The sequence below is a fragment of the Marinobacter sp. NSM genome, from assembly GCF_052380025.1.
Lineage (GTDB): Bacteria > Pseudomonadota > Gammaproteobacteria > Pseudomonadales > Oleiphilaceae > Marinobacter.
In genome coordinates this window covers 319772-339091 of record NZ_JBQTCK010000002.1, presented here as the reverse complement: position 1 = coordinate 339091, position 19320 = coordinate 319772, and the positions used below count along the sequence as shown (strand labels likewise).

19 protein-coding genes and 1 riboswitch are annotated in these 19320 nt (G+C 59.7%); of the genes, 12 read left to right on the top strand and 7 right to left on the bottom strand.

Going from position 1 to position 19320, the window contains the following annotated elements:
* Positions 1-3 precede the first annotated feature (3 nt).
* The 4 genes from ACTZWX_RS05635 to ACTZWX_RS05620 all read right to left on the bottom strand — a co-directional run bounded on the left by ACTZWX_RS05635 (position 4) and on the right by ACTZWX_RS05620 (position 4186).
* Positions 4-609 (bottom strand): hypothetical protein, encoded by a 606-nt coding sequence (locus ACTZWX_RS05635; protein ID WP_444713100.1) that lies wholly within the window; start codon positions 607-609, stop codon positions 4-6.
* A 115-nt stretch (positions 610-724) separates the two neighbouring features.
* Positions 725-1303, bottom strand: coding sequence for a QsdR family transcriptional regulator (locus ACTZWX_RS05630; RefSeq protein WP_444713099.1), 579 nt, complete (start codon positions 1301-1303; stop codon positions 725-727).
* A 290-nt stretch (positions 1304-1593) separates the two neighbouring features.
* On the bottom strand, positions 1594-2316 hold the full coding sequence (locus tag ACTZWX_RS05625) for a 3'-5' exonuclease (protein WP_444713098.1): 723 nt from the start codon (positions 2314-2316) through the stop codon (positions 1594-1596).
* Entirely contained in the window at positions 2309-4186 is a 1878-nt protein-coding gene (locus ACTZWX_RS05620) for a putative nucleotidyltransferase substrate binding domain-containing protein (protein ID WP_444713097.1), read from the bottom strand. The genes ACTZWX_RS05625 and ACTZWX_RS05620 overlap by 8 nt, the downstream gene beginning before the upstream one ends.
* Before the next feature lie 139 nt (positions 4187-4325).
* On the opposite strand from ACTZWX_RS05620, the gene cobU reads away from it, so the two are divergent.
* Entirely contained in the window at positions 4326-4856 is a 531-nt protein-coding gene (gene cobU / locus ACTZWX_RS05615) for a bifunctional adenosylcobinamide kinase/adenosylcobinamide-phosphate guanylyltransferase (protein WP_444713096.1), read from the top strand.
* Here the strand turns inward: cobU and ACTZWX_RS05610 are convergent.
* Positions 4840-5439, bottom strand: a complete 600-nt coding sequence (locus tag ACTZWX_RS05610; protein ID WP_444713095.1) for a histidine phosphatase family protein — start codon at positions 5437-5439, stop codon at positions 4840-4842. The two genes, cobU and ACTZWX_RS05610, sit on opposite strands and share 17 nt — an antisense overlap.
* A 4-nt stretch (positions 5440-5443) precedes the next feature.
* Positions 5444-6502, bottom strand: coding sequence for a nicotinate-nucleotide--dimethylbenzimidazole phosphoribosyltransferase (cobT, locus tag ACTZWX_RS05605; protein ID WP_444713094.1), 1059 nt, complete (start codon positions 6500-6502; stop codon positions 5444-5446).
* A gap of 114 nt (positions 6503-6616) precedes the next feature.
* Here cobT and cbiB point away from each other — a divergent pair, with 114 nt between their 5' ends.
* The 11 genes from cbiB (at position 6617) to ACTZWX_RS05550 (ending at position 18487) form a co-directional block, all read left to right on the top strand.
* Positions 6617-7576 (top strand): adenosylcobinamide-phosphate synthase CbiB, encoded by a 960-nt coding sequence (gene cbiB, locus ACTZWX_RS05600; RefSeq protein WP_444713093.1) that lies wholly within the window; start codon positions 6617-6619, stop codon positions 7574-7576.
* Positions 7573-8637 carry a threonine-phosphate decarboxylase CobD gene (gene cobD, locus ACTZWX_RS05595; protein WP_444713092.1) on the top strand — a complete coding sequence of 355 codons (1065 nt, stop codon included), beginning with the start codon at positions 7573-7575 and terminating at the stop codon, positions 8635-8637. Before cbiB ends, cobD begins: the two co-directional genes overlap by 4 nt.
* A gap of 39 nt (positions 8638-8676) precedes the next feature.
* Positions 8677-8869, top strand: a riboswitch (cobalamin riboswitch).
* Positions 8870-9027: 158 nt separating this feature from the next.
* Positions 9028-10857: a TonB-dependent receptor domain-containing protein gene (locus ACTZWX_RS05590; RefSeq protein WP_444713091.1), complete on the top strand. Its 1830-nt coding sequence runs from the start codon at positions 9028-9030 to the stop codon at positions 10855-10857.
* 29 nt (positions 10858-10886) lie between these two features.
* A complete protein-coding gene (locus tag ACTZWX_RS05585; protein ID WP_152437074.1) occupies positions 10887-11777 on the top strand; it encodes a cobalamin-binding protein in 891 nt (296 codons plus the stop codon).
* Between the two features lie 69 nt (positions 11778-11846).
* Positions 11847-12761, top strand: a complete 915-nt coding sequence (locus tag ACTZWX_RS05580; RefSeq protein WP_444713419.1) for a FecCD family ABC transporter permease — start codon at positions 11847-11849, stop codon at positions 12759-12761.
* A 23-nt stretch (positions 12762-12784) separates the two neighbouring features.
* On the top strand, positions 12785-13555 hold the full coding sequence (locus tag ACTZWX_RS05575; RefSeq protein ID WP_444713418.1) for an ABC transporter ATP-binding protein: 771 nt from the start codon (positions 12785-12787) through the stop codon (positions 13553-13555).
* A gap of 50 nt (positions 13556-13605) precedes the next feature.
* Positions 13606-14913 (top strand): cobyrinate a,c-diamide synthase, encoded by a 1308-nt coding sequence (locus ACTZWX_RS05570; RefSeq protein ID WP_444713090.1) that lies wholly within the window; start codon positions 13606-13608, stop codon positions 14911-14913.
* A 34-nt stretch (positions 14914-14947) separates the two neighbouring features.
* Complete coding sequence (cobO, locus tag ACTZWX_RS05565; RefSeq protein WP_444713089.1) at positions 14948-15559, top strand: cob(I)yrinic acid a,c-diamide adenosyltransferase; 612 nt, start codon at positions 14948-14950, stop codon at positions 15557-15559.
* Entirely contained in the window at positions 15560-17029 is a 1470-nt protein-coding gene (locus ACTZWX_RS05560) for a cobyric acid synthase (RefSeq protein ID WP_444713088.1), read from the top strand.
* Entirely contained in the window at positions 17026-17727 is a 702-nt protein-coding gene (bluB, locus tag ACTZWX_RS05555) for a 5,6-dimethylbenzimidazole synthase (RefSeq protein ID WP_444713087.1), read from the top strand. The genes ACTZWX_RS05560 and bluB overlap by 4 nt, the downstream gene beginning before the upstream one ends.
* Positions 17728-17818: 91 nt before the next feature.
* Complete coding sequence (locus ACTZWX_RS05550; RefSeq protein WP_444713086.1) at positions 17819-18487, top strand: DNA-3-methyladenine glycosylase I; 669 nt, start codon at positions 17819-17821, stop codon at positions 18485-18487.
* Between the two features lie 30 nt (positions 18488-18517).
* On the opposite strand, the gene cobS is transcribed toward ACTZWX_RS05550, so the two are convergent.
* Positions 18518-19279 (bottom strand): adenosylcobinamide-GDP ribazoletransferase, encoded by a 762-nt coding sequence (gene cobS, locus ACTZWX_RS05545; protein WP_444713085.1) that lies wholly within the window; start codon positions 19277-19279, stop codon positions 18518-18520.
* Positions 19280-19320 lie beyond the last annotated feature (41 nt).

Genomic DNA, 19320 nt, shown 5'->3' with positions numbered 1-19320 from the left:
TGTTTACCAGTCGCTTTCGTCATCTTCGCTCATGGCCCGCAATTCCTCCATAAACGGTCGAACCGCCCGTTTATCGCTTTCCGGTGCGTTCCTTGCTGTATCCATGGCGGAAGTAGCGGATTGCATCATCGCCCGCATCTGGGCTTTTTGTTCTTCGGTCATATGAGGGCTATTTTCGATTTCAGCCAACGCCTGCTGAATTTCCTGTTGCGCCACGCCTTCCTGTTGATCTATCTCCAGGGCGAACCAGGCACGGAACACCCGGTCGCCGGTCTCGCCCCATTGGTCAAGACTAGAGAAACCATGTTGTTTAACGACTTTTTCAAGTTCGCCGTACATGGCATGGCCTTTCAGATCTTTGAGGCTGGAAGAGAACACGGTGGAGAAATCCATGTTTTCGTCGTCCTGTTCGGCTTCCAGGGCGTCGAGAAAGTCTTGATGTTCTTCGGCCAGGGTTTCGGCGGCGCCGAGGCTGTCGATGAATGACCGGACGGTCTTTTCTGTGAGGTCGCGTGCCAGAGCCTGGGGGGCGAGCGTGAGGGCAATCAGGGCGAGTGCGATGATGATGGGCGTAAACAGTTTCTGGCTAATGGATTGGTGTAACGGCATGTCGCGCTCCTTTGCGGGTGTTGATTCCGGGTGTTTGTGGTCTGCTTTTGAACGGGCCCCGGCGTTATTGCGTCAGATTAGCCTGCGTTGCACGGTTCTGCCAGCGCAGATGTTGTCAGACTTTCCCGCCCAGCAGGATGCGCACAGCGGTGCAGGCATCTTCCAGTTCTTCATCCCTGGGTTCGCGGCCGCCGATGATATCGCTGTACAGACAGGATTCGGCGATGCGCACCATAAAGTAGGACAGGCTCTGGATATTCATCGGTGGGCTCAGGTGGCCGGCGCGAACTTCGTCTTTTAGTAAGCGGGTGTTCACTTCCACGGTGCGGGCGTGCAGGGTGGAGTGAGACGAGGTGAGCATTTTCAGGGCGTATTCAGGGTCCTGGTGCAGGAATTTGCGCAGGGGGCTGAAGTGCAGCATGGTCATGTTGATGTGGCGGAATACGCCGACCACGTAGTCTACGCCATGGCCGGGGGTTTGGGCCCGGGCTTCTTTGTACAGTGGCTCATACAGGGACCATAGGATTTCACCAATCAGGAGGTCTCGGTTGCCGACCCAGCGGAACAGGGTGGCTCGGCCGATGTGCAGGTCATCGGCGAGGGCGGCGAGGCTGATTTTCTCCCCTTTTAGCCACATTCTTCTGGCGCGACGGAAGGCGTCCAGGGGGGTGGTTTTGGTGATTTGCTCGGTCACTTTGGGCTCTTTGGTTGGTGTGGAGTCATTCTAGCGGTTGCAGAGCTTTGGGGCTATGGCCCTTTGGCCTTGGTGCTGTTTTCCTTCCTGGCCTGCGGGTTGGGGAGTTTGTGGGAGTGGGGGCCTGCTTTCCAAAAAACGCTACGAGCACATCCATGTGCGCTTCGCTCCGGCCATCCATGGCCTCCGAGATTTTTGGAAAGCAGGCCCCCACTCCCACAGCCAGACTCGGTCAGATAGTCGGTGAACGAAAGTTTCCTGCATGGTCGGGGTAGTGTGTGAGGGATTGGTTAAACCCAAAGATCCCCTATCGGTGTATCAGTGCCAAAGTGATGCTGTACCTGGGCCTGGAAAAGTTCGGCGGTGGCGATGGCGTCTATCAGGGCGTTGTGGCCGGCGTAGTGGGGTAAGCCATAGCGGGTTCGGCTGTCGGCCAGGCGGATGGAGATGGGTTGTTTGCCCATGAGTTGTTGCCACCGGCTTGGGTTTCGTTTGGGGTGCAGGTGGGCTTCGATGGCCATGGTGTCTATGACCGGGAAGCGGAGTTGTTCTTTCAGGCGCCACTGCAGGGCCCGGTTCAGGAATGGGCGTTCGATGTTGCGGTAGTGGACCACGGGGATTCGGCCGTTGAGGTGTTGGAAGAGGGTGTCGAGCACGTCGGTAAGGTCCGGGGCGTATTCGATTTCGCTGTGGGTGATGCCGTGGATGGTGACGGTGTCTTGCTGCAACGGCAGTTGCGGCCGGACGATCTGGTGCCAGGCTTTGCCGAGTTGAATGCCGCCGAGGGTAAAGGGGACCAGGCCGATGCTGACGATGGAATGGCGGTCGGCATCCAGTCCCGTGGTTTCGAAGTCGAGGGCGACCAGTGGCACCTCTTCAACGGCGGTTTGTGGGTCAGGGCAGCCGGTTTGGTAGAAGGCTCGGATTCGGGCATCCTGCGCTTTTTCTGCGGCTTTTCGGTAGTTGTCTGGCCAGTCCTGTTTGCTGTTTCCGCTTTTGATGCTGTCAGACATTCTTGGTGGCTCCTCCGGCGTTGTAACGGAAGCGCAGGAACTTCTGGGCGTTGCTGACGATCTGGAAGGCGTCTTTCAGATGACTGCGTTCGAACGGGGACAGGTCTTCCGGGCGTACGTTGTTGTCGGGCTCCCGGCCTTCTTCGATGGCCAGGGCCTGGTGGCGGATGCGGACAATGGAGATGAATTCCAGGGCGTCGCGCAGGTTGCCGGCATCGTCTTCCAGCAGGAGTTTGGTCTGGGCGATGTCTTTCAGGCGCTCGAAGGAGTTCTGGGAGCGGCTGCCGCTGGCTAGTGCGTGTACCCGAATCAGGTCCGACAACGGCGCGGTGCCCCTGCGTTTCAGGTTGAAGGTTTTCTGGTGCTTGCCGTCTTCTTCAAGCACGAAAGTGCGGAAGAAGCCGAGCGGTGGTGTGCGGTTCAGGGCGTTCCTGGCCAGGAAGGTAAGGAAGCGCTGACTGCCGCTGGCTTTCTCTACAATCAGGGTTTTCAACTGTTCGGTGAAGTCGGTTTGCCCGTAAATGCCATCCAGGTCGAAGAAGATATTGCTATTGAGCAGGGCTTCCGCCTTGGGGTTTTCGATCCAGTCGGTGAAGTAGCCTTTCCAGACACTCAGCGGTTGTCGCCATTTCGGGTTGGTGGCCATGATATCGCCGGTGCAGTACGCGTAACCACATTCGGCCAGTCCATCGGACACGAACTTGGCCAGCGCCAGAAAATATTCATCGTGCTCTTCAGGTATGAAACTGTCGTCCAGCACCATGGCGTTGTCCTGGTCGGTAACAACCAGCTGTTCATCCCGGGCCATGGAGCCCAGGGCCATGAAGCAGTAGGGCACCGGTGGCGGTCCGAGCTTTTCTTCACCCAGTTCCAGCAGACGTTGGCTGAAGCTGCGACCGATACCGGCCATGGCGCTGCCGATCATGTGGGAGTTGGCGTCTTCGTTGACCATGCGTACAAAGCTGTCGCGGACTTCCAGGCTGATTCTCTTCAGGCCTTTGACGTCGTTCTGGTGGTAGATGTTACTGACCAGGTACAGGCTGCTCTGGCTTTCATACTTGACGATGTCTGACAACGCAATCACGCCCCGCACTTCGTCGCCTTCCATCACCGGCAGGTGGTGCACGTTGTTGTGGAGCATGGTGAGCATGGCTTCGAAGATGAAGGAGCGGGCGCTGATAGTGATCAGTCCTTCCGACATGATGTCGCTGATCGGGGTTTCCGAGGCCAGGGCATGGGTAACCGCACGGGTACGTAGATCCCGGTCGGTGATGATGCCCTGCAATTTCGGGCGTTCGCCGCTTTCATCCATCAACAGCAGCGCCGATACGCCATTGTCTGTCATGATTCTGGCGGCTTCCTGCAGGCGAACGGTGGTCGGAGCGGAAACCGGTTCCCGGGATATCAGGCGGGTAACCTTGGCGGTCATCAGTTCGTTGGATTTCTCTCTACGCGAAACCGCCGAACGCAGTCGGCTGCGGTCTTCAATCTCAACAAAGTCTGCAAAGTTTTCGTCGGTTTCCCACAGGTGCTGAAAGGTGGTATCCGGAATCTTGTAGATCAGGCAATCTTCGATGGCTTTGGCGGGAAACCGGACTTTCTTGTTCATCATCAATCCGAACTGGCCAAAGATTTCGCCCTCGCCCACGCGGTTATACAGTTCACCGGAGCGGCGGAAAATCTCCACGGCGCCGCTGCGGATATAGTGGAGCCAATGATTGGTCTGGCCGAGTTCAAGTATCTGGGTGCCGGCGCGGTAGTAGACCACCTCAATACCGCTGACAACTCGTTCAAGAAGTTCTTCAGGCATGTCATTGAACGGGGGGTATTGGGCAATGTGGTTGCGGATGTCCAACAGTTCGGCCTGCATGGGCTCTCCAGAGTGACTGAGTCTTGATTAAATGTTTGCGTTTGGCTGACCGGGTATTCCAGAGTCTGGCCAAACTATAGCAGCTGTCTGTTCACTTGGTGTACCTTGGCCACGGTGGGTAAGCACGAGAGAGTGTTTTATGGTCAACAAGTTACTGGTTACCGGTGGTATCCGGTCTGGAAAAACAGGGCTGGCGGAGCAACGGGCGCGAGACGCCGGCACAGATGTGGTTTACGTGGCTACCGCCACCGCCGGTGATGATGAAATGGCCCTGCGTATCCGGCGCCACCAGCAGCAACGCCCGGCACACTGGCAGTTGGTTGAGGAGCCGGTTTACCTTGGCCAGGCGCTGTCAGGCCTGGCTGCCGGGCATGATACCTCGCCGCTGGTTCTGGTGGACTGCATGAGTCTCTGGTTGAGTAATCTCCTGTTCGCCGACCGCTCGCTGTTTCAGCCTGAACGTGCCGCCTTCCTGACTGCCGTGGAAACCTATCCGGGCCCGTTGGTGATCGTCACCAATGAGGTAGGGCTGGGCACCATCGGCATGGACCCCCTCACCCGTCGCTTTGCCGACGAGCTGGGGTGGCTCAACCAGGCACTCGCGCAGCGCTGTGATGAGGTGGTGATGTCGGTGGCTGGTCTGCCACTGACCCTCAAGACTGGTGGCTGACCAGGCTGCGGAAGGTGCCAAACTCGGACTGGTCCACCTGAATCCGGCTGCGGCAGGCATAGGGCACGGAAAAACCAGCAAACGATTTCTCCAGGGGAATGCCCAGCACGTTGGCCAGCACCATGCGAATAACGCCACCATGGCAAACCATCAGGATACGCTGGTTCGCAAGTTTTTCCTGCCAGCGATCAAGCCCGAGAGTGACACGCTGGTAGAAGTCGGTAATGGCTTCACCTCCGGGCGGGTTGGAATTTATGGGATCCTGCCAGAAGCGGCTGAGATGGTCGCCATAACGTTCCTGGACCTGCCGCGAAGTTAACCCCTCCCAGTCACCAAATCCGATTTCCCGCAGGTCATCTTCGATGTGCAGGGGAATCCTGCGTCTTTGCGCGAGCTGTTCTGCAAACTGGCGGCACCGCGTCATCGGCGAGCTGACAATGGCATCCCAATGGTCGTGATCGTGCACGGCGGCTTCCATCTGCTGCCAGCCGACGGGGCTCAGCGGGTCGTCCTTGCTGCCCCGGAACTTTTGGCCACCCTCGGGTTCGCCATGGCGTATCAGGTCGATTACCGTGGTTGTCATGGTTCTACTCCCCGGATTTTCCGCTGATGCCGGCATCAGCAAAGCTGGCCATGTTGTTATGCAGTGCGCAGGCTGCCCGAAGCAAAGGCAGGGCAACCGCGGCGCCGCTGCCCTCACCCAGGCGCATGCCCAGGTCCAGCAGTGGGGTCGCATCAAGTGCTTCAAGCACCGCGTCGTGACCAGGCTCGGCAGACCGGTGCGCAAACATGAGCCAATCGCGCGCTCCGGGTTGCTGTTTAACCGCCACAAGCGCGGCGGCCGAGACGATAAAGCCATCGACCAATACCGGGATCTTGCGGGCTGCGCAGCCGAGGATGGCACCGGTCAACGCCGCAATCTCGAAGCCGCCGAGGGAAGTCAGCACAGACAAGGCATTTCGGTCGTCGCCATGCCGGGCCAGTGCTTTGGATACCACCCGGGTTTTGCGAGCGACCCCCTGGCTATCAAGGCCGGTGCCCGGCCCTACGAGCTTCCCGGGTGGCAGGCCAAGCAATGCGCAGGCGAGTGCGGCGGCACTGGTTGTGTTGCCGATGCCCATGTCGCCACCGATGAACAACCGGCATCCGGCGTTGGCCGACCGCTCGGCTGCCTGGTCGCCACTGGTCAGTGCAGCAGCTACCTGGCCCGGGCCAAGGGCGGGTGTTTCGGCCATGTTGGCGGTACTGGGGCCGATAATCTGGTGAATGACGCCGGGGAGCATGGGTACCTCGCCGACCGTGCCCAGGTTCACAACTTCCAGGCTGGCGCCGAGTTCCCTGGCCATTACGCTGATGGCCGCGCCACCGCCAGCGAAGTTGGCAACCATCTGGGCGGTGACCTCCTGGGGAAAGGCGGAAACACCTTCAGCACATACGCCATGATCACCGGCAAACACCACCATGCGGACAGGATCAACGGTTGGCTTGTCTGTGCCGTTCAGGGCCGCCAGGGTAATCGCCAGCTGCTCCAGTTGCCCGAGAGAGCCTGGCGGTTTGGTCAGAACCTGCTGTCGCGCTGCGGCAAGTGCGGCGTGTTCGGCTGAGGGGGTGGGGGGCGGTGCTAGCCAGCTTTGAGGCAGGGCCATGACGATGATTCCTTGTGGGCGGAAAACCGAGGATGGTCTTACCGTGAGGCGAAGGTGTCAAGATCAGGCTCCACTCGGTTAGACTTGCCAGCATCTGATTCATGGAGCCCACATTTGGAAACGTTTCTGGTTGCGGTGTTGGTATGTGTCGCGGCGGTTGCACTGGACTGGCTGGTTGGTGAACCGCGCCGGTGGCACCCTCTGGCAGGCTTTGGCCGTTGGGCCTCGGTGGCGGAAGCTGGCCTGAATGGCCAGCCGCAGGCCGCAGCAAGGAGCCTGTGCCTGGGTGCGCTGGCAACCGCAATCGTCGTCACGCCGGTGCTGGCACTGGCTGTAGCGCTGCAATTCTGGCTGGCCGGCTGGCTATGGTTGGTGGCTCAAGTGGCCGGCGTATGGCTCGCAATGTCGTTACGGGGGCTGGCGGAACATGGCCGAGCGGTGTCCACGGCATTGACTGCGGGTGACGGTGACCAAGCCAGGAGAGCGGTAGGGTGGATTGTCAGCCGGGATGCAGCGGCGCTGTCCGACGAGGGGGTGGCCGCAGCTGCCTCGGAATCCATGCTGGAAAATGGTGCCGATGCGGTGTTCTCAAGTCTGTTCTGGTACCTGCTTGCCGGGCTGCCGGGTGTGGTTTTGCACCGATTGATCAACACCCTGGACGCCATGTGGGGCTATCGCAACTCCCGATTTCTTTACTTCGGTCGGTTTGCCGCCAGGCTGGATGACCTCATGAACTGGCTGCCTGCCCGGCTGACTGCCCTCACTTACGCGATGTTGGGAAGTACCCGGGTGGCGCTCCGTTGTTGGCGTACCCAGGCAAGAACCTGGGATAGCCCCAATGCCGGGCCAGTGATGTCGGCCGGGGCGGGCGCCCTTGGTGTGACCCTCGGTGGACCGGCGCCCTATGCCAACGGCATCAAGGAACGGCCAGTGTTAGGTCGTGGTCCCGGGGCCTCGGCAGCGACAATCGAAGGTGCCATTGCCCTGGTACAGCGTGGGGTAATGCTGTGGTTGTCGGTGCTGTTCATCCTCGCCCTTGCCGGCAGCTGGTTGGTGCCTGGAGGTGCAGGATGACGGCCTTCGACCTTCCTGAATCCCCGGAGCATGGCGGGCGGTTACAGGCTGCAATACAGCGTTGGGGCATTCCCCGCGAGCAATGGCTTGATCTGTCCACCGGCATCAATCCGGTACCCTGGCCGGTTCCGGCCATTCCACCGGAGGTATGGCAACGACTGCCAGAGCCGGACGATGGGCTGGAAGAGATCATCCGTTGCTGGGCAGGTGCGCCCGAGCGTGCCAGCTGCCTGCCGGTGGCGGGATCCCAGGCGGCGATCATGGCCCTGCCTGCCGTGCGTGCCAGGATGCATGGTGTTGGTCGGGTGGCGGTGCCCGTGCCGGGATATCGCGAGCACGGTCATGCCTGGCGTCGCGCCGGTTTCGAGGTGGTGGCGATTCCTGAGCAGGCAACAGAACAAGACGATCTGACCTGGCTGGATTCTGTGGATGTTGTGGTGTGGTTACAGCCGAATAATCCGACCGGGCAGCTGGTCGATCCGGCCTGTCTCCTGCTTTGGCAACAACGATTACAGGCACGTGGGGGCTGGCTGGTGCTTGATCAGGCCTTTGTTGAGGGAGAGCCCGGGTTCGGGTTGGAACCCTGGGCGGGTGGGCCGGGTCTGATACTTCTGCGATCACTGGGCAAGTTTTTCGGCCTGGCCGGGATTCGCGCCGGGGCAGTATTGGCCAGCCCGGAACTAACCCGTGCGCTGGCTTTTGAGTTGGGCCCCTGGACCGTCAGTGGCCCGGCGCGTTATCTGATGGCAAGGGCTCTGGCCGACAGGGCATGGCAGGTGGAGGCGCGAGGCAGGCTGCAGACGTCTCGGCTGCGGATGGACGGCGTGCTCAGGACATCTGGCATGCCAGCAGCTACTGGTACGTTGCTGTTTCGCACAATCCATCACGAAAAGGCAGCACAAATAGCGGACGAGTTGGCCCGTCGTGCCATCCTGGTCCGGTGGTTTGATGAGCCGTCAGCCCTGCGCTTCGGTTTGCCGCCTGATGAGACCGGTTGGCAACGTCTGGGAGGTGCGTTGTCTGAATTAACATATCTCATTGACCACCCCCACCCTGGTTGATAGTCTTGCCCGCAATTTCAGGTGCTCTGAGCGTTCCAACCGGGCTGGCGATAGTCCGGCGAACGCAGTGAGTGAAACGGGAAGCCGGTGAGAGCCCGGCGCTGCCCCCGCAACGGTAATCAGGTGAAAGGCAATCCAATGCGCCACTGTGCCTATGGCATGGGAAGGTGATTGCCCCGGAGCATCCGCTCTACCTGGAAGCCCGGAGACCGGCCTGGAATTTGGAGCCCATGAGTTCCAGACACCTACGTTGCGGAGGGCAGCGGCGGTGGGTGAACCGGCCAATGCAATTGATCGACGCCCCTCCACCCTCCGTCAATACAGACATTTCTCCTCCGCATTAATCAGTATCAACCGCACGGGTGAGTGCGGTGCGAAGCGAGTGAAGAAATGAAGCGGTCCAAAGCCTTGTCTGCCCTTGTGTTCATACCTTTTGCTCTACCGGCGACTGGTTCAGAGTCTGAACCCGCCCCGGATACTCTCGAGCCTATTGTTGTAACTGCCACGCTTGGCCCCCGTACGGTGGGAGAAAGCCTGTCTTCGGTGACGGTCATCGAAGAAGAATCCATCCGTCGCGAGGCGCCTGCCGAATTTACCGATCTGCTGGCGGCGCAGCCCGGCATTGATCTGGTCACTAACGGGTCATTTGGCAAGAACACCAGTGTATTCACTCGTGGCACCGCGAATGATTCCACGGTCTTTCTGGTTGATGGGGTGCGCCTTCGCTCTGCTACCAGCGGTGGCGCGCCCTGGCAGTATTTTCCAGTTGATCTGGTCGAGCGTGTGGAAATCGTCAGGGGCCCCCGCAGCGCACTCTATGGCGCTGACGCGGTAGGCGGTGTCATTCAGGCATTTACACTGGATCCAAAGCACGGTAATCGAGGGTGGGTTGAAACCGGAGCAGGCAATTTCAACACTCAGAAAACCAGTGCTGGCGCATCGGCGACTCACGGCGCAACTCGGTTCAGCCTCAGCGGGCTGCACAAGGAAACCGATGGCACCAGAATAGTGAAAGATGGCGAGGACAAAGGCTTTCGCAATACCGCCGGCGTCGGGCGTGTTGTGCATGAATTGCCGAGCGGAGGAGAGGCCAGTCTCGTCATAATGCAGTCAGAGGGCAATACTGAGTTTGACGGTGGCAACACGGATTTTATGATCCGGACCGTCGGCGTCACATTGAATACTCCTGTCAGTGATTATTGGGCGACGTCCATCCAGCTTTCCGAATCTGCTGACGAGCAAGAAAGCTTCCGCAGTGCCGGCGATTCTGTATTCAACACCAAAACCCGAACCGCACGATGGGAAAACACTTTCACCGCAGGCGTGCACGAGCTCGCAGTCGGGGGAGAGCTGCAATCCGACGAAGTGAAAAGCACCATCGAGTTCGATGAGAACAGTCGCACCAATGCCGCGTTATTCACCCAACTGCGCTTAAACTTCGGCCCTTCCGATATTCAGTTATCCTTTCGCGGCGACGACAACGAGGCCTACGGTCGACAGGAAACCGGGGGCATTGCCCTTGGTCACTCGTTTGACCGCGCCCACCGGGTACGGGTGAGTTATGGCACCTCGTTCCGGGCGCCTACGTTCAATGATCTTTACTATCCTTTGGAGATATTCGATTTCGGTGGCAGTTATGCCGGCAACCCGGACCTCAAACCGGAGGAAGGAGCGTCCGTGGAGTTGGGGGTTAGCGGTCGTTACGAACACTGGTACTGGGATGCCGCTCTTTATCAACTGGACGTAGAGAATCTGATTGAACTCCAGAGCATCAGCGGTGATCTCCGGCCTGCCAACGTGAGTGAAGCCCGTATTCGTGGCGCGGAGCTGGCCTCCGGTCTGCGTTCGAATGGTTGGGATCTTGGGGTCAAACTCACCTTGATGGATCCGCGCGACCGTGAGACGGATAACCGTCTGCGTCGTCGCAGTCACCAATCGCTGAGGGTTGACCTGGACCGTCAAATGGGTGCCTGGAGCCTGGGAGGTACCGCTCTGGCCAGTGGTTACCGCTACGATGATGCTAATAACCAAAATCGTTTACCGGGCTACGTCACCTTCAACCTTCGTGCAGGGTGGGAATTTGCTCCGGACTGGACAGCACGGCTGACGCTTCAGAACGTTACGGATAAGGAATACGCGACGGCAACCCGATTTGATGGTTCAGGATACCTGGCGGCGGGCACCGCAGGGTTTCTTTCGGTTCGCTATGACTTCCGATAAAACTGCATAATCTTGCCGGGGAGGCGCCAGTGGGAAAGCTTAAGGGTGTGAGCATACTGCTCGGCTGGATGCTGTTGGCATCTCCGGCCCTGGCATCCTATGTCTGCGCCACGGATGATCTGGGCGAGGAGATATGCCTGGAACACCCGGCAAAACGTATTGCCGCACTTTCGCCTGGGGCGACAGAACTGGCATGGGCGGCGGGCGCCGGTGACCAGGTGGTTGCCGTGGTGGCTTACAGCGATTATCCGCCGGCAGCCCGAGAGGTCGCTTCAGTGGGTAGCCATACCCGCATGGATATGGAACGGCTGCTGGAGCTGCAGCCGGATCTCGTGATTGGCTGGGTAACCGGGAACCCGACGGAGCAGCTGGTCACACTCAAGGATATGGGCGTCCCGGTGTTCTCCATTGAGCCCCGGAGTTTTGAAGCTGTCTCCAACACCATTGAGCGCATCTCCATACTGGCAGGTACTGAAGCAAAAGGCTTTGCAGAGGCAGAGCGATTCCGTCAGGGCATTGCCGACTTGCAAGGGGCGTACGCCAAGGCTGATCCGGTGCCGGTATTTTACCAGGTTTGGGATGAGCCCCTGATGACGGTCAACAGCCAGCACCTGATCGGTGAAATGATTGAACTTTGCGGTGGTGATAACGTGTTTGGTCAGCTGGACCGGCTAGTGCCGAGGATCAGTGCGGAAGCGGTGATTGCGGCGAATCCCGAGGCCATTCTGGCGGGTGGAATGGGTGAGGAGAATCGCCACTGGCTGACGCGCTGGCAGGCATTCCCCAGCATCACTGCGACAGAGCGAAACAACCTGTTTTTTATTCCGCCGTCACTGGTTCAGCGACCGACTCCGAGAATGCTTGAGGGAACGCAATTGTTTTGCGAGAAACTGGAGGTGGCCCGTGGCCGACGGCCCTAGTGGAGTAGCGGTGTGATACGCCCGATCACCCTGCCCCTTGCCATTCTGGCCGTAGCCGGGCTGATCGCCATGTTGATGTCGGTTGGTATTGGCAGTGTCGCAATTGCACCTGCGGATGTGCTGTTGGTGTTTCTGGGTGAGGGCTCCAACCTGCACCGCACTCTGATTCTTGAGCTCCGGCTACCCAGAACGCTGTCGGCCTTTGCCACCGGAGGTCTGCTGGCGGTGGCCGGGGCATTGATGCAGGTGCTGCTGCGTAACCCGCTTGCCGATCCCTATGTATTGGGGCTGTCCGGGGGTGCCGCCGTGGGGGCATTGCTGGCGATGTTGGCGGGGCTCGGCGGCGCGGTTATCTCCGGTTCGGCCTTTGCCGGTGCCATGCTGGCCACCTTGATGGTGTTCGGGCTCGCCCACGGCACCGGCAGCTGGACGCCCTCCCGCCTTTTGCTCACGGGGGTTGTGGTGGCGGCTGGCTGGGGCGCGGTCATTACCTTGATGTTGTCTATCAGCCCGGCCAGAGAATTGCCGGGCATGTTGTACTGGCTAATGGGCGATGTGTCCTACGCCAGGGCGCCCTGGCCGGGGCTTGGCGTGCTGGTGCTGGTCTGTGCGCTGGTGGTGCCTCTTGGCCGCAGTCTGAATGTATTGGCCCGTGGCCCCATGCAGGCTGCAGCCCTGGGGATCTCAGTGCGCCCACTGGAATGGCTGATTTACATACTGGCCAGCCTGCTCACGGCCACGGCGGTGACCATGGCCGGTAGCATAGGCTTTGTAGGGCTGGTGGTCCCGCATATGCTCCGGTTGGTGCTTGGTAACGACCAGCGCCTGATTTTACCGGCCTGTGCGTTAGCCGGTGGCACACTGTTGGTGCTGGCGGATACCCTGGCAAGGGTTGTAATCGCGCCGGAGCAGCTGCCGGTGGGTGTGATCACCGCGCTGTTGGGCGTTCCCACTTTCCTGTATCTGTTGTACCGGAGTCGCTGATGTCCGGTAACCAACGCCCCCCAATGCAAACCCTGAGTACCCGGGAACTGGTCATCGATATTCCTGGCCGGGCCGACGGTTACCCTTTGGATCTGGCAATAAAATCAGGTCAGGTTTGGGGCGTACTCGGGCCCAACGGTGCCGGCAAGACCACGCTGTTGCACACCCTCGCAGGCCTTCGTTCGCCCCGCGCCGGTGCTTTGTTCCTGAATGATGTACCTACAACGAAGCTAAAGCGGAGAGCCCTCTCCCAACAGTTGGGGCTGGTGTTCCAGGACCGACAGGATGGCTTCCCGGCAACGGTACTGGAAACCGCGCTGATCGGGCGTCATCCGTGGCTGGCACCCTGGCAGATGGAAGGGGCAGACGATCTGGCCACGGCAGAGAGATCACTGGAAGCGCTCGATGTCCTGCATCTGAAAAACCGCCTGGTCAGCACCCTGTCTGGCGGCGAACGCCAGCGAGTGGCGATTGCCACGCTGATGACTCAGTCGCCCCATACATGGCTGCTGGATGAACCGACAAATCACCTGGACCTGCACCACCAGGTGGCCGTCATGAAATTGCTCACTGACCGGGCGGCAGCGGGTAACGCCATTTTCATGTGCCTGCACGACCTGAACCTGGCTGCCCGCTGGTGTGATCATATTTTGCTGATGTACCCCAATGGCGAAACCTGCTGGGGCCCGGCCGAAAGGATGCTGGCGCCGAACGCTCTGGAACGTTTGTACAACCAGCAACTGGCAACGGTGGAAGTGGATGGCGCGCCTTTCTTCGTGCCAAAACGAATCTAGCTCATAAGTATCGTGAGGGCAGCGAATTCAGACGACAGGAAAAGCAACACATGTCAGACAACAAAGTCCCAGCGGCCATGATCACCGCCCCGGGTTCCGGCCAGGGCAAATCCATGGTTACGGCCGCCCTGGCGCGCCTGCACCGGAACGCCGGCCGGAACGTCCGGGTGTTCAAACACGGGCCGGATTACCTTGATCCCATGGTGCTGGAGGTGGCCTCCGGTAACCCGGTTTACCAGTTGCACCCCTGGATGATCGGCGAGGACGAGTGCCGGTGGCGGCTGGCCGAGGCCGCCCAGAGCGCCGACCTGATCCTGGTGGAGGGCTCCATGGGGTTGTTTGATGGCAGCCCCAGCAGCGGTGATCTGGCCAAACTGGCGGGTATTCCTGCCTTGCCCGTCATTGATGCCAAAGGCATGGCTCAGACCTTCGGCGCGGTTGCCCTGGGCTTGGCGAGCTTTGATTCCGAACTCCCTGTTCATCAGGTAATTGCCAACAAGATTGGCAGTCCCTACCACGGCGAGCTGTTACGGGAGAGCCTGCCGGATGGCATCAGTCTGTTGGGCGCGATACCCCGAAACGATGCCATGAATATCCCGGACCGGCACCTTGGGCTGGTCCAGGCGGCAGAAATGGACGACCTTAGTGATCGGCTGGATAGAGCGGCCGAAGTCCTGACATCAGCGGGTCTGGATGGACTTCCCAAGCCCGTCCCTTTTCATTTTCAGGCACCACCCAGGCCAGAACCGCTGCTGACCGGGCGCCGGATCGCCGTGGCCAGGGATGCGGCCTTCAGCTTTATATACCGGGCCAACCTGGATCTGCTCACAGCCATGGGCGCTGAGCTGGTGTATTTTTCGCCCCTGCACGATTCGGAAGTACCGATGGCCGACGCGCTCTGGCTGCCGGGCGGCTATCCGGAACTGCATGGCCGGAGCTTGGCGGAAAACCAGCCTATGCAATTGTCGATCCGCGCCTTCCATCAGGCCGGTAAGCCCATTCTGGCAGAGTGTGGCGGGCTAATGGCCTGTGCCGAAGAACTGGCAGACAAAGACGGCACGGTGCATGGCCTGCTGGGCCTGGTACCCGGGCGCGCTACCATGGCTAACCGTTTGACCGCGCTGGGGCTGCAAAGTCTGGAAACCCAGCTGGGCGGGTTGCGGGGCCACACCTATCACCATTCCAGTCTTGATACCCCTTGGCAACCTGCGGCCAGGGCGAAGAAGCAGGCCGGCTCTGACGGAGAGGCGGTGTATCGCCACCAGAATCTGGTGGCCAGCTATTTTCACGGCTACTTCCCGTCGTCGCCGGCCTTGGTTGCCGCGATCTTTCGCGGCGAGGACATCCGGTTTTCCTAATGAATACAAATGCGTGAATCCAAGGAGAGTCATCATGCGTGAACGCGCCAAAGACCCCGAACGCCATGCCAAGCGCATGGCCGCCAAACAGAAAATCATGCAGGAACGTATCGCCCGCGCCCAGAAAGAACAGGGCGTGTTGCTGGTGCTGACCGGCCCAGGCAAAGGCAAGAGCAGTTCCGGCTTCGGCATGGTAGCCCGGGCCCTGGGCCATGGTATGAAAGTGGGCATCGTCCAGTTTATCAAGGGCGCCTTCAGCACCGGCGAGGAAGCGTTCTTCCGGAGCCTGCCGAACGCGACCTACCACGTGATGGGACAGGGCTACACCTGGGATACCCAGAACCGGGAACAGGATGTGCAGAGCGCGACTGAAGCGTGGAATATTGCAGCGGACATGCTCAAAGACGACAGTTATGACCTGATTCTGCTGGACGAACTGAATATCGCACTGAAGTACGACTACATCGACCTGGACCGGGTGCTGGACGACCTGCAGGCCCGGCCGGAGATGCAGCATGTGGTGGTCACCGGCCGTGGTGCTCCCCAGGAACTGATCGACCTGGCCGACACGGTCACCGAGATGGGTGTGGTCAAGCACGCCTTCAAGGATCAGGGCATCAAGGCCCAGAAGGGCGTGGAGCTGTAAATGCCCACCCTGATGGTGCAGGGCACCACCTCGGATGCCGGCAAGACCACGGTGGCGGCGGCCCTGTGCCGCTGGCTGGCGCGTCAGGGCGTGTCGGTGGCGCCGTTTAAACCCCAGAACATGGCCCTGAACAGTGCGGTCACCGTGGATGGTGGCGAAATCGGCCGCTCCACGGCATTGCAGGCGCTGGCCTGTGGTCTGGAGCCCCACAGTGACATGAATCCGGTGTTGCTGAAGCCCCAGAGCGATTGCGGGGCCCAGATCATCCTGCGGGGGAAGGTTCACGGCAATATGGATGCCCTGGATTACCATGCTTACAAGGCCGAGGCCATGGCCTCGGTGCTGGCCAGCTGGCAGGCCCTGAGCGAGCGCTATGATGTGATCATTGCCGAGGGTGCCGGTAGCCCGGCGGAAATTAACCTGCGGGCCAACGACATTGCCAACATGGGCTTCGCCGAGGCCGCTGATTGCCCGGTGCTGCTGGTGGGTGATATCGATAAAGGCGGTGTGTTTGCCCAATTGGTGGGCACCCTGGCGTTGATCTCCGGCAGTGAACAAGCCAGAACGGCCGGATTTATCATCAATCGGTTCCGGGGTGACATTGCGCTGTTGGAGCCCGGGCTGGACTGGCTGGCCGAACATACTGGCAAGCCGGTGTTCGGGGTCTTGCCCTATCTGCACGGGTTGGTGATAGATTCCGAAGACAGTGTCAGTGCCGCCGGCACCAGCGAGGCCGGCGCCTTGAAAGTGGTGGTGCCGGTACTGCCAAGGATCAGCAACCACAATGATTTTGATCCGTTGCGATTGCACCCGGGTGTGGACCTTGTTTTCGTCGGCCCGGATGAGTCCATTCCGCCGGCAGATCTGATTATCCTGCCCGGCAGCAAAAGCACCCGGCACGACCTGCAGTGGCTGAGACAACAGGGCTGGCCTGAGGCCATCCGGAGACACCTGCGCTATGGCGGCAAGCTGCTGGGTATCTGTGGTGGATTCCAGATGCTGGGACTTCGGGTGGAAGACCCGGACGGCCTGGAGGGCGAAGTTGGCAATACCGAGGGCCTGGCATTGTTCGAGATGGTCACCCGCATGGTGTCGGGTAAGCAGCTCAGACAAGTGACCGGCAGGCTATCCCCCGAGGTTATTGGAAGTGGTGTAACGGCGACAATGACCGGCTATGAAATGCACAATGGAGTCACCGAGGGCCCAGCGCTGGCCAGGCCTTTGGCGGAGCTTGATGGGCGACCGGATGGTGCAGTCAGCGCCGACGGTCAGGTGGCGGGCACCTATGTGCATGGTCTCTTTGATGAGCCTGCCGCCTGCGATGCCATTCTGTGCTGGGCCGGTCTCAATACACGGAATGCACGGTCAGTGGACTATCAGAGTCACCGTCTGCAGCAGCTCGACCGCCTGGCAGATCAGGTGGAGCGGTGCCTGGACACGGACCGGTTAAGGAGGTTGTTGCAGTTATGAGCAACCAGAACGACCCATTCACTGATGCCCAACGTGAGGGGCTTTACCGGGCCATCTTCGAGCGCCGGGATGTGCGCTCGCAGTTTTTGCCGGATGCCATTCCGGATGAGGTGCTGGCCCGTATTCTGAGGGCAGCCCACCATGCGCCGTCAGTGGGCTTCATGCAGCCCTGGGATTTCATCGTTATCGACAGCCTGGCGGTGCGCGAGCAGGTGTTGGCCAGCTTCAATGAGGAAAACGCAAAAGCCTCGGAAAACTACACCGGCGAGCGGCAGCAAACCTACCGGACACTCAAACTCCAGGGCATTCTGGAGAGTCCCATTAATCTTTGCATTACCTGTGACCGGTCCCGCGGCGGTCCCCATGTGCTCGGCCGTAACTCCATCATGGAAATGGATCTGTTCAGCACCTGCCTGTCAGTACAAAACCTGTGGCTGGCGGCGCGAGCAGAGGGTATTGGTGTGGGCTGGGTCAGTATTCTGGATCAGGACATACTGTCCGACATCCTGCAGCTGCCAGATCACGTATATCCCCTTGCGTATCTGTGCCTGGGTTATGTCAGCGAGTTTCTGGAACAGCCGGAGCTGCAGGCCAAAGGCTGGCGTTCACGGCTTCCGCTGGAAGAGCTGGTGCATGGCAATGGCTGGGGTCAGCCTATTGAGCATCAGCGTCTGGCAAGTTACCTGGCCGGCAAGTGAAGGGCACAGAAAAACAGCATGATCGTTTTCCTCACAGGTCCTGAATTGGGTACGATCAGACTCGATTTGGGGCTTCTGTTCAGGAGGTGAGATGAAGTTTTCCGAGCTCTACCAGCAGGCACTGGCCCGCAAAGGCGGCGAACAGGCCCTGAAATCCATGCTGCCACCGGTCACCGGGAAGCAGCGCCTGGCCAGGATCAGCGACGACCGTTACCTTTCCGAGATCACCCGGTGCATTTTCAAGGCCGGGTTTGTCTGGCGGGTGATTGAGAATAAATGGCCGGATTTTGAGGCGGCGTTCGAAGGGTTTGTGCCCGCCTACTGGCAGCAGGTCCCGCCGGAAGTCCTGGAGCGGCTGGCAACGGACGAGCGGATTGTTCGTAACATGCAGAAGATCCGCACGGTTCCGGAGAATGCCCGGATGATCATGGATGTGGCGAAAGATCATGGTAGCTTTGGCCACTTTCTGGCGCAGTGGCCGTCAACCGATCAGGTGGGGCTGCTGCTGTACCTGAAGCGCAACGGCGAGCGTCTGGGGGGTAATTCCGCCCAGTATTTCCTGCGTCGGGTGGGTTGGGATGGTTTTATCCTGTCTCACGATGTGGTGACCGCACTCACCCGTGCAGGAATTCTGGATGCGTCTCCTGCCAGCAAGAAGGGGCTCACCCAGGCCCAGGAAGCATTTAATCGCTGGCATGAGGAAACAGGGATGCCCATCAGTCAGCTTTCCCGGATAGTGTCATTCACGGTGGATAACTGAGCATTGCGCAGAACCAATGACCGCCTGAGACTACAGAAACAGCAATAGCACCAGTTCACTGAACACGACCACCGCGCCCAGGGTGTCGCCTGTATAGCCGCCAAGCTGGCTGCGCAGATAGCCTCCCCAGAGCAGGGCAGCCAGAAGTACGGCAGTGACGGTCGCGGGAATAAGCAACGGCTGCCAGAGTGATAACCCAGCTGCAAGCAACAATACGAAGCCGGCCGCCGCCAACAACCGGCTGCGGGAGAAACCGTCCGCCACCGGTTTGGATTTGCTTTTGTCAGGATCGGTGACGTAGGGGAGGCAAGCCATCAACACCAGGGGTGTCAGCCGGGAAGCCGCAGGTGACACCAGCAACGCGAGCCAGATTAATTCGGCATCGGCCAGCAGGGCCACTTTCAGCAGCAAGGCCATCACCAGCGCCACCGTGCCATAGGTACCAATGCGGCTGTCCTTCATGATCGCCAGCCGTTTTTCTAAGGTATAACCCCCGCCGAGAGCGTCAACACTGTCCGCCAGACCGTCCTCGTGAAAAGCCCCGGTGATAAACAGGTGCAGAATAACCACCAGGATAATGGCGACCACTGGGCTGGCGATCAGTGAAAACAGAAAGTAGGCGGCGCAATAGACCAATCCAAGCAGAAGGCCCACTAGGGGAAAATAGGTGCTGCTCTGGTTCATGAGGCGCTGGGAGTAGTCAATCCGCACGAGCATGGGGATGCGTGTAAGGAAACCGATAGCCAGCCAGAAGGCTTGCCATTCATGGGCAACGCGTGACCAAAGGGGCAAAGGGCGCCTCCATGTTTGAGCCAAAGCGGCCATTGTACTTT

Bases quoted from the DNA above. Each gene is read 5' to 3' on its own strand.
- ACTZWX_RS05635 (WP_444713100.1), bottom strand. From the start codon at position 609: ATGCCGTTACACCAATCCATTAGCCAGAAACTGTTTACGCCCATCATC.
- ACTZWX_RS05625 (WP_444713098.1), bottom strand. From the start codon at position 2,316: ATGTCTGACAGCATCAAAAGCGGAAACAGCAAACAGGACTGGCCAGAC.
- ACTZWX_RS05620 (WP_444713097.1), bottom strand. From the start codon at position 4,186: ATGCAGGCCGAACTGTTGGACATCCGCAACCACATTGCCCAATACCCC.
- cobU (WP_444713096.1), top strand. From the start codon at position 4,326: ATGGTCAACAAGTTACTGGTTACCGGTGGTATCCGGTCTGGAAAAACA.
- ACTZWX_RS05610 (WP_444713095.1), bottom strand. From the start codon at position 5,439: ATGACAACCACGGTAATCGACCTGATACGCCATGGCGAACCCGAGGGT.
- cobT (WP_444713094.1), bottom strand. From the start codon at position 6,502: ATGGCCCTGCCTCAAAGCTGGCTAGCACCGCCCCCCACCCCCTCAGCC.
- cobD (WP_444713092.1), top strand. From the start codon at position 7,573: ATGACGGCCTTCGACCTTCCTGAATCCCCGGAGCATGGCGGGCGGTTA.
- ACTZWX_RS05590 (WP_444713091.1), top strand. From the start codon at position 9,028: ATGAAGCGGTCCAAAGCCTTGTCTGCCCTTGTGTTCATACCTTTTGCT.
- ACTZWX_RS05580 (WP_444713419.1), top strand. From the start codon at position 11,847: ATGTTGATGTCGGTTGGTATTGGCAGTGTCGCAATTGCACCTGCGGAT.
- ACTZWX_RS05575 (WP_444713418.1), top strand. From the start codon at position 12,785: ATGCAAACCCTGAGTACCCGGGAACTGGTCATCGATATTCCTGGCCGG.
- ACTZWX_RS05570 (WP_444713090.1), top strand. From the start codon at position 13,606: ATGTCAGACAACAAAGTCCCAGCGGCCATGATCACCGCCCCGGGTTCC.
- cobO (WP_444713089.1), top strand. From the start codon at position 14,948: ATGCGTGAACGCGCCAAAGACCCCGAACGCCATGCCAAGCGCATGGCC.
- ACTZWX_RS05560 (WP_444713088.1), top strand. From the start codon at position 15,560: ATGCCCACCCTGATGGTGCAGGGCACCACCTCGGATGCCGGCAAGACC.
- bluB (WP_444713087.1), top strand. From the start codon at position 17,026: ATGAGCAACCAGAACGACCCATTCACTGATGCCCAACGTGAGGGGCTT.
- ACTZWX_RS05550 (WP_444713086.1), top strand. From the start codon at position 17,819: ATGAAGTTTTCCGAGCTCTACCAGCAGGCACTGGCCCGCAAAGGCGGC.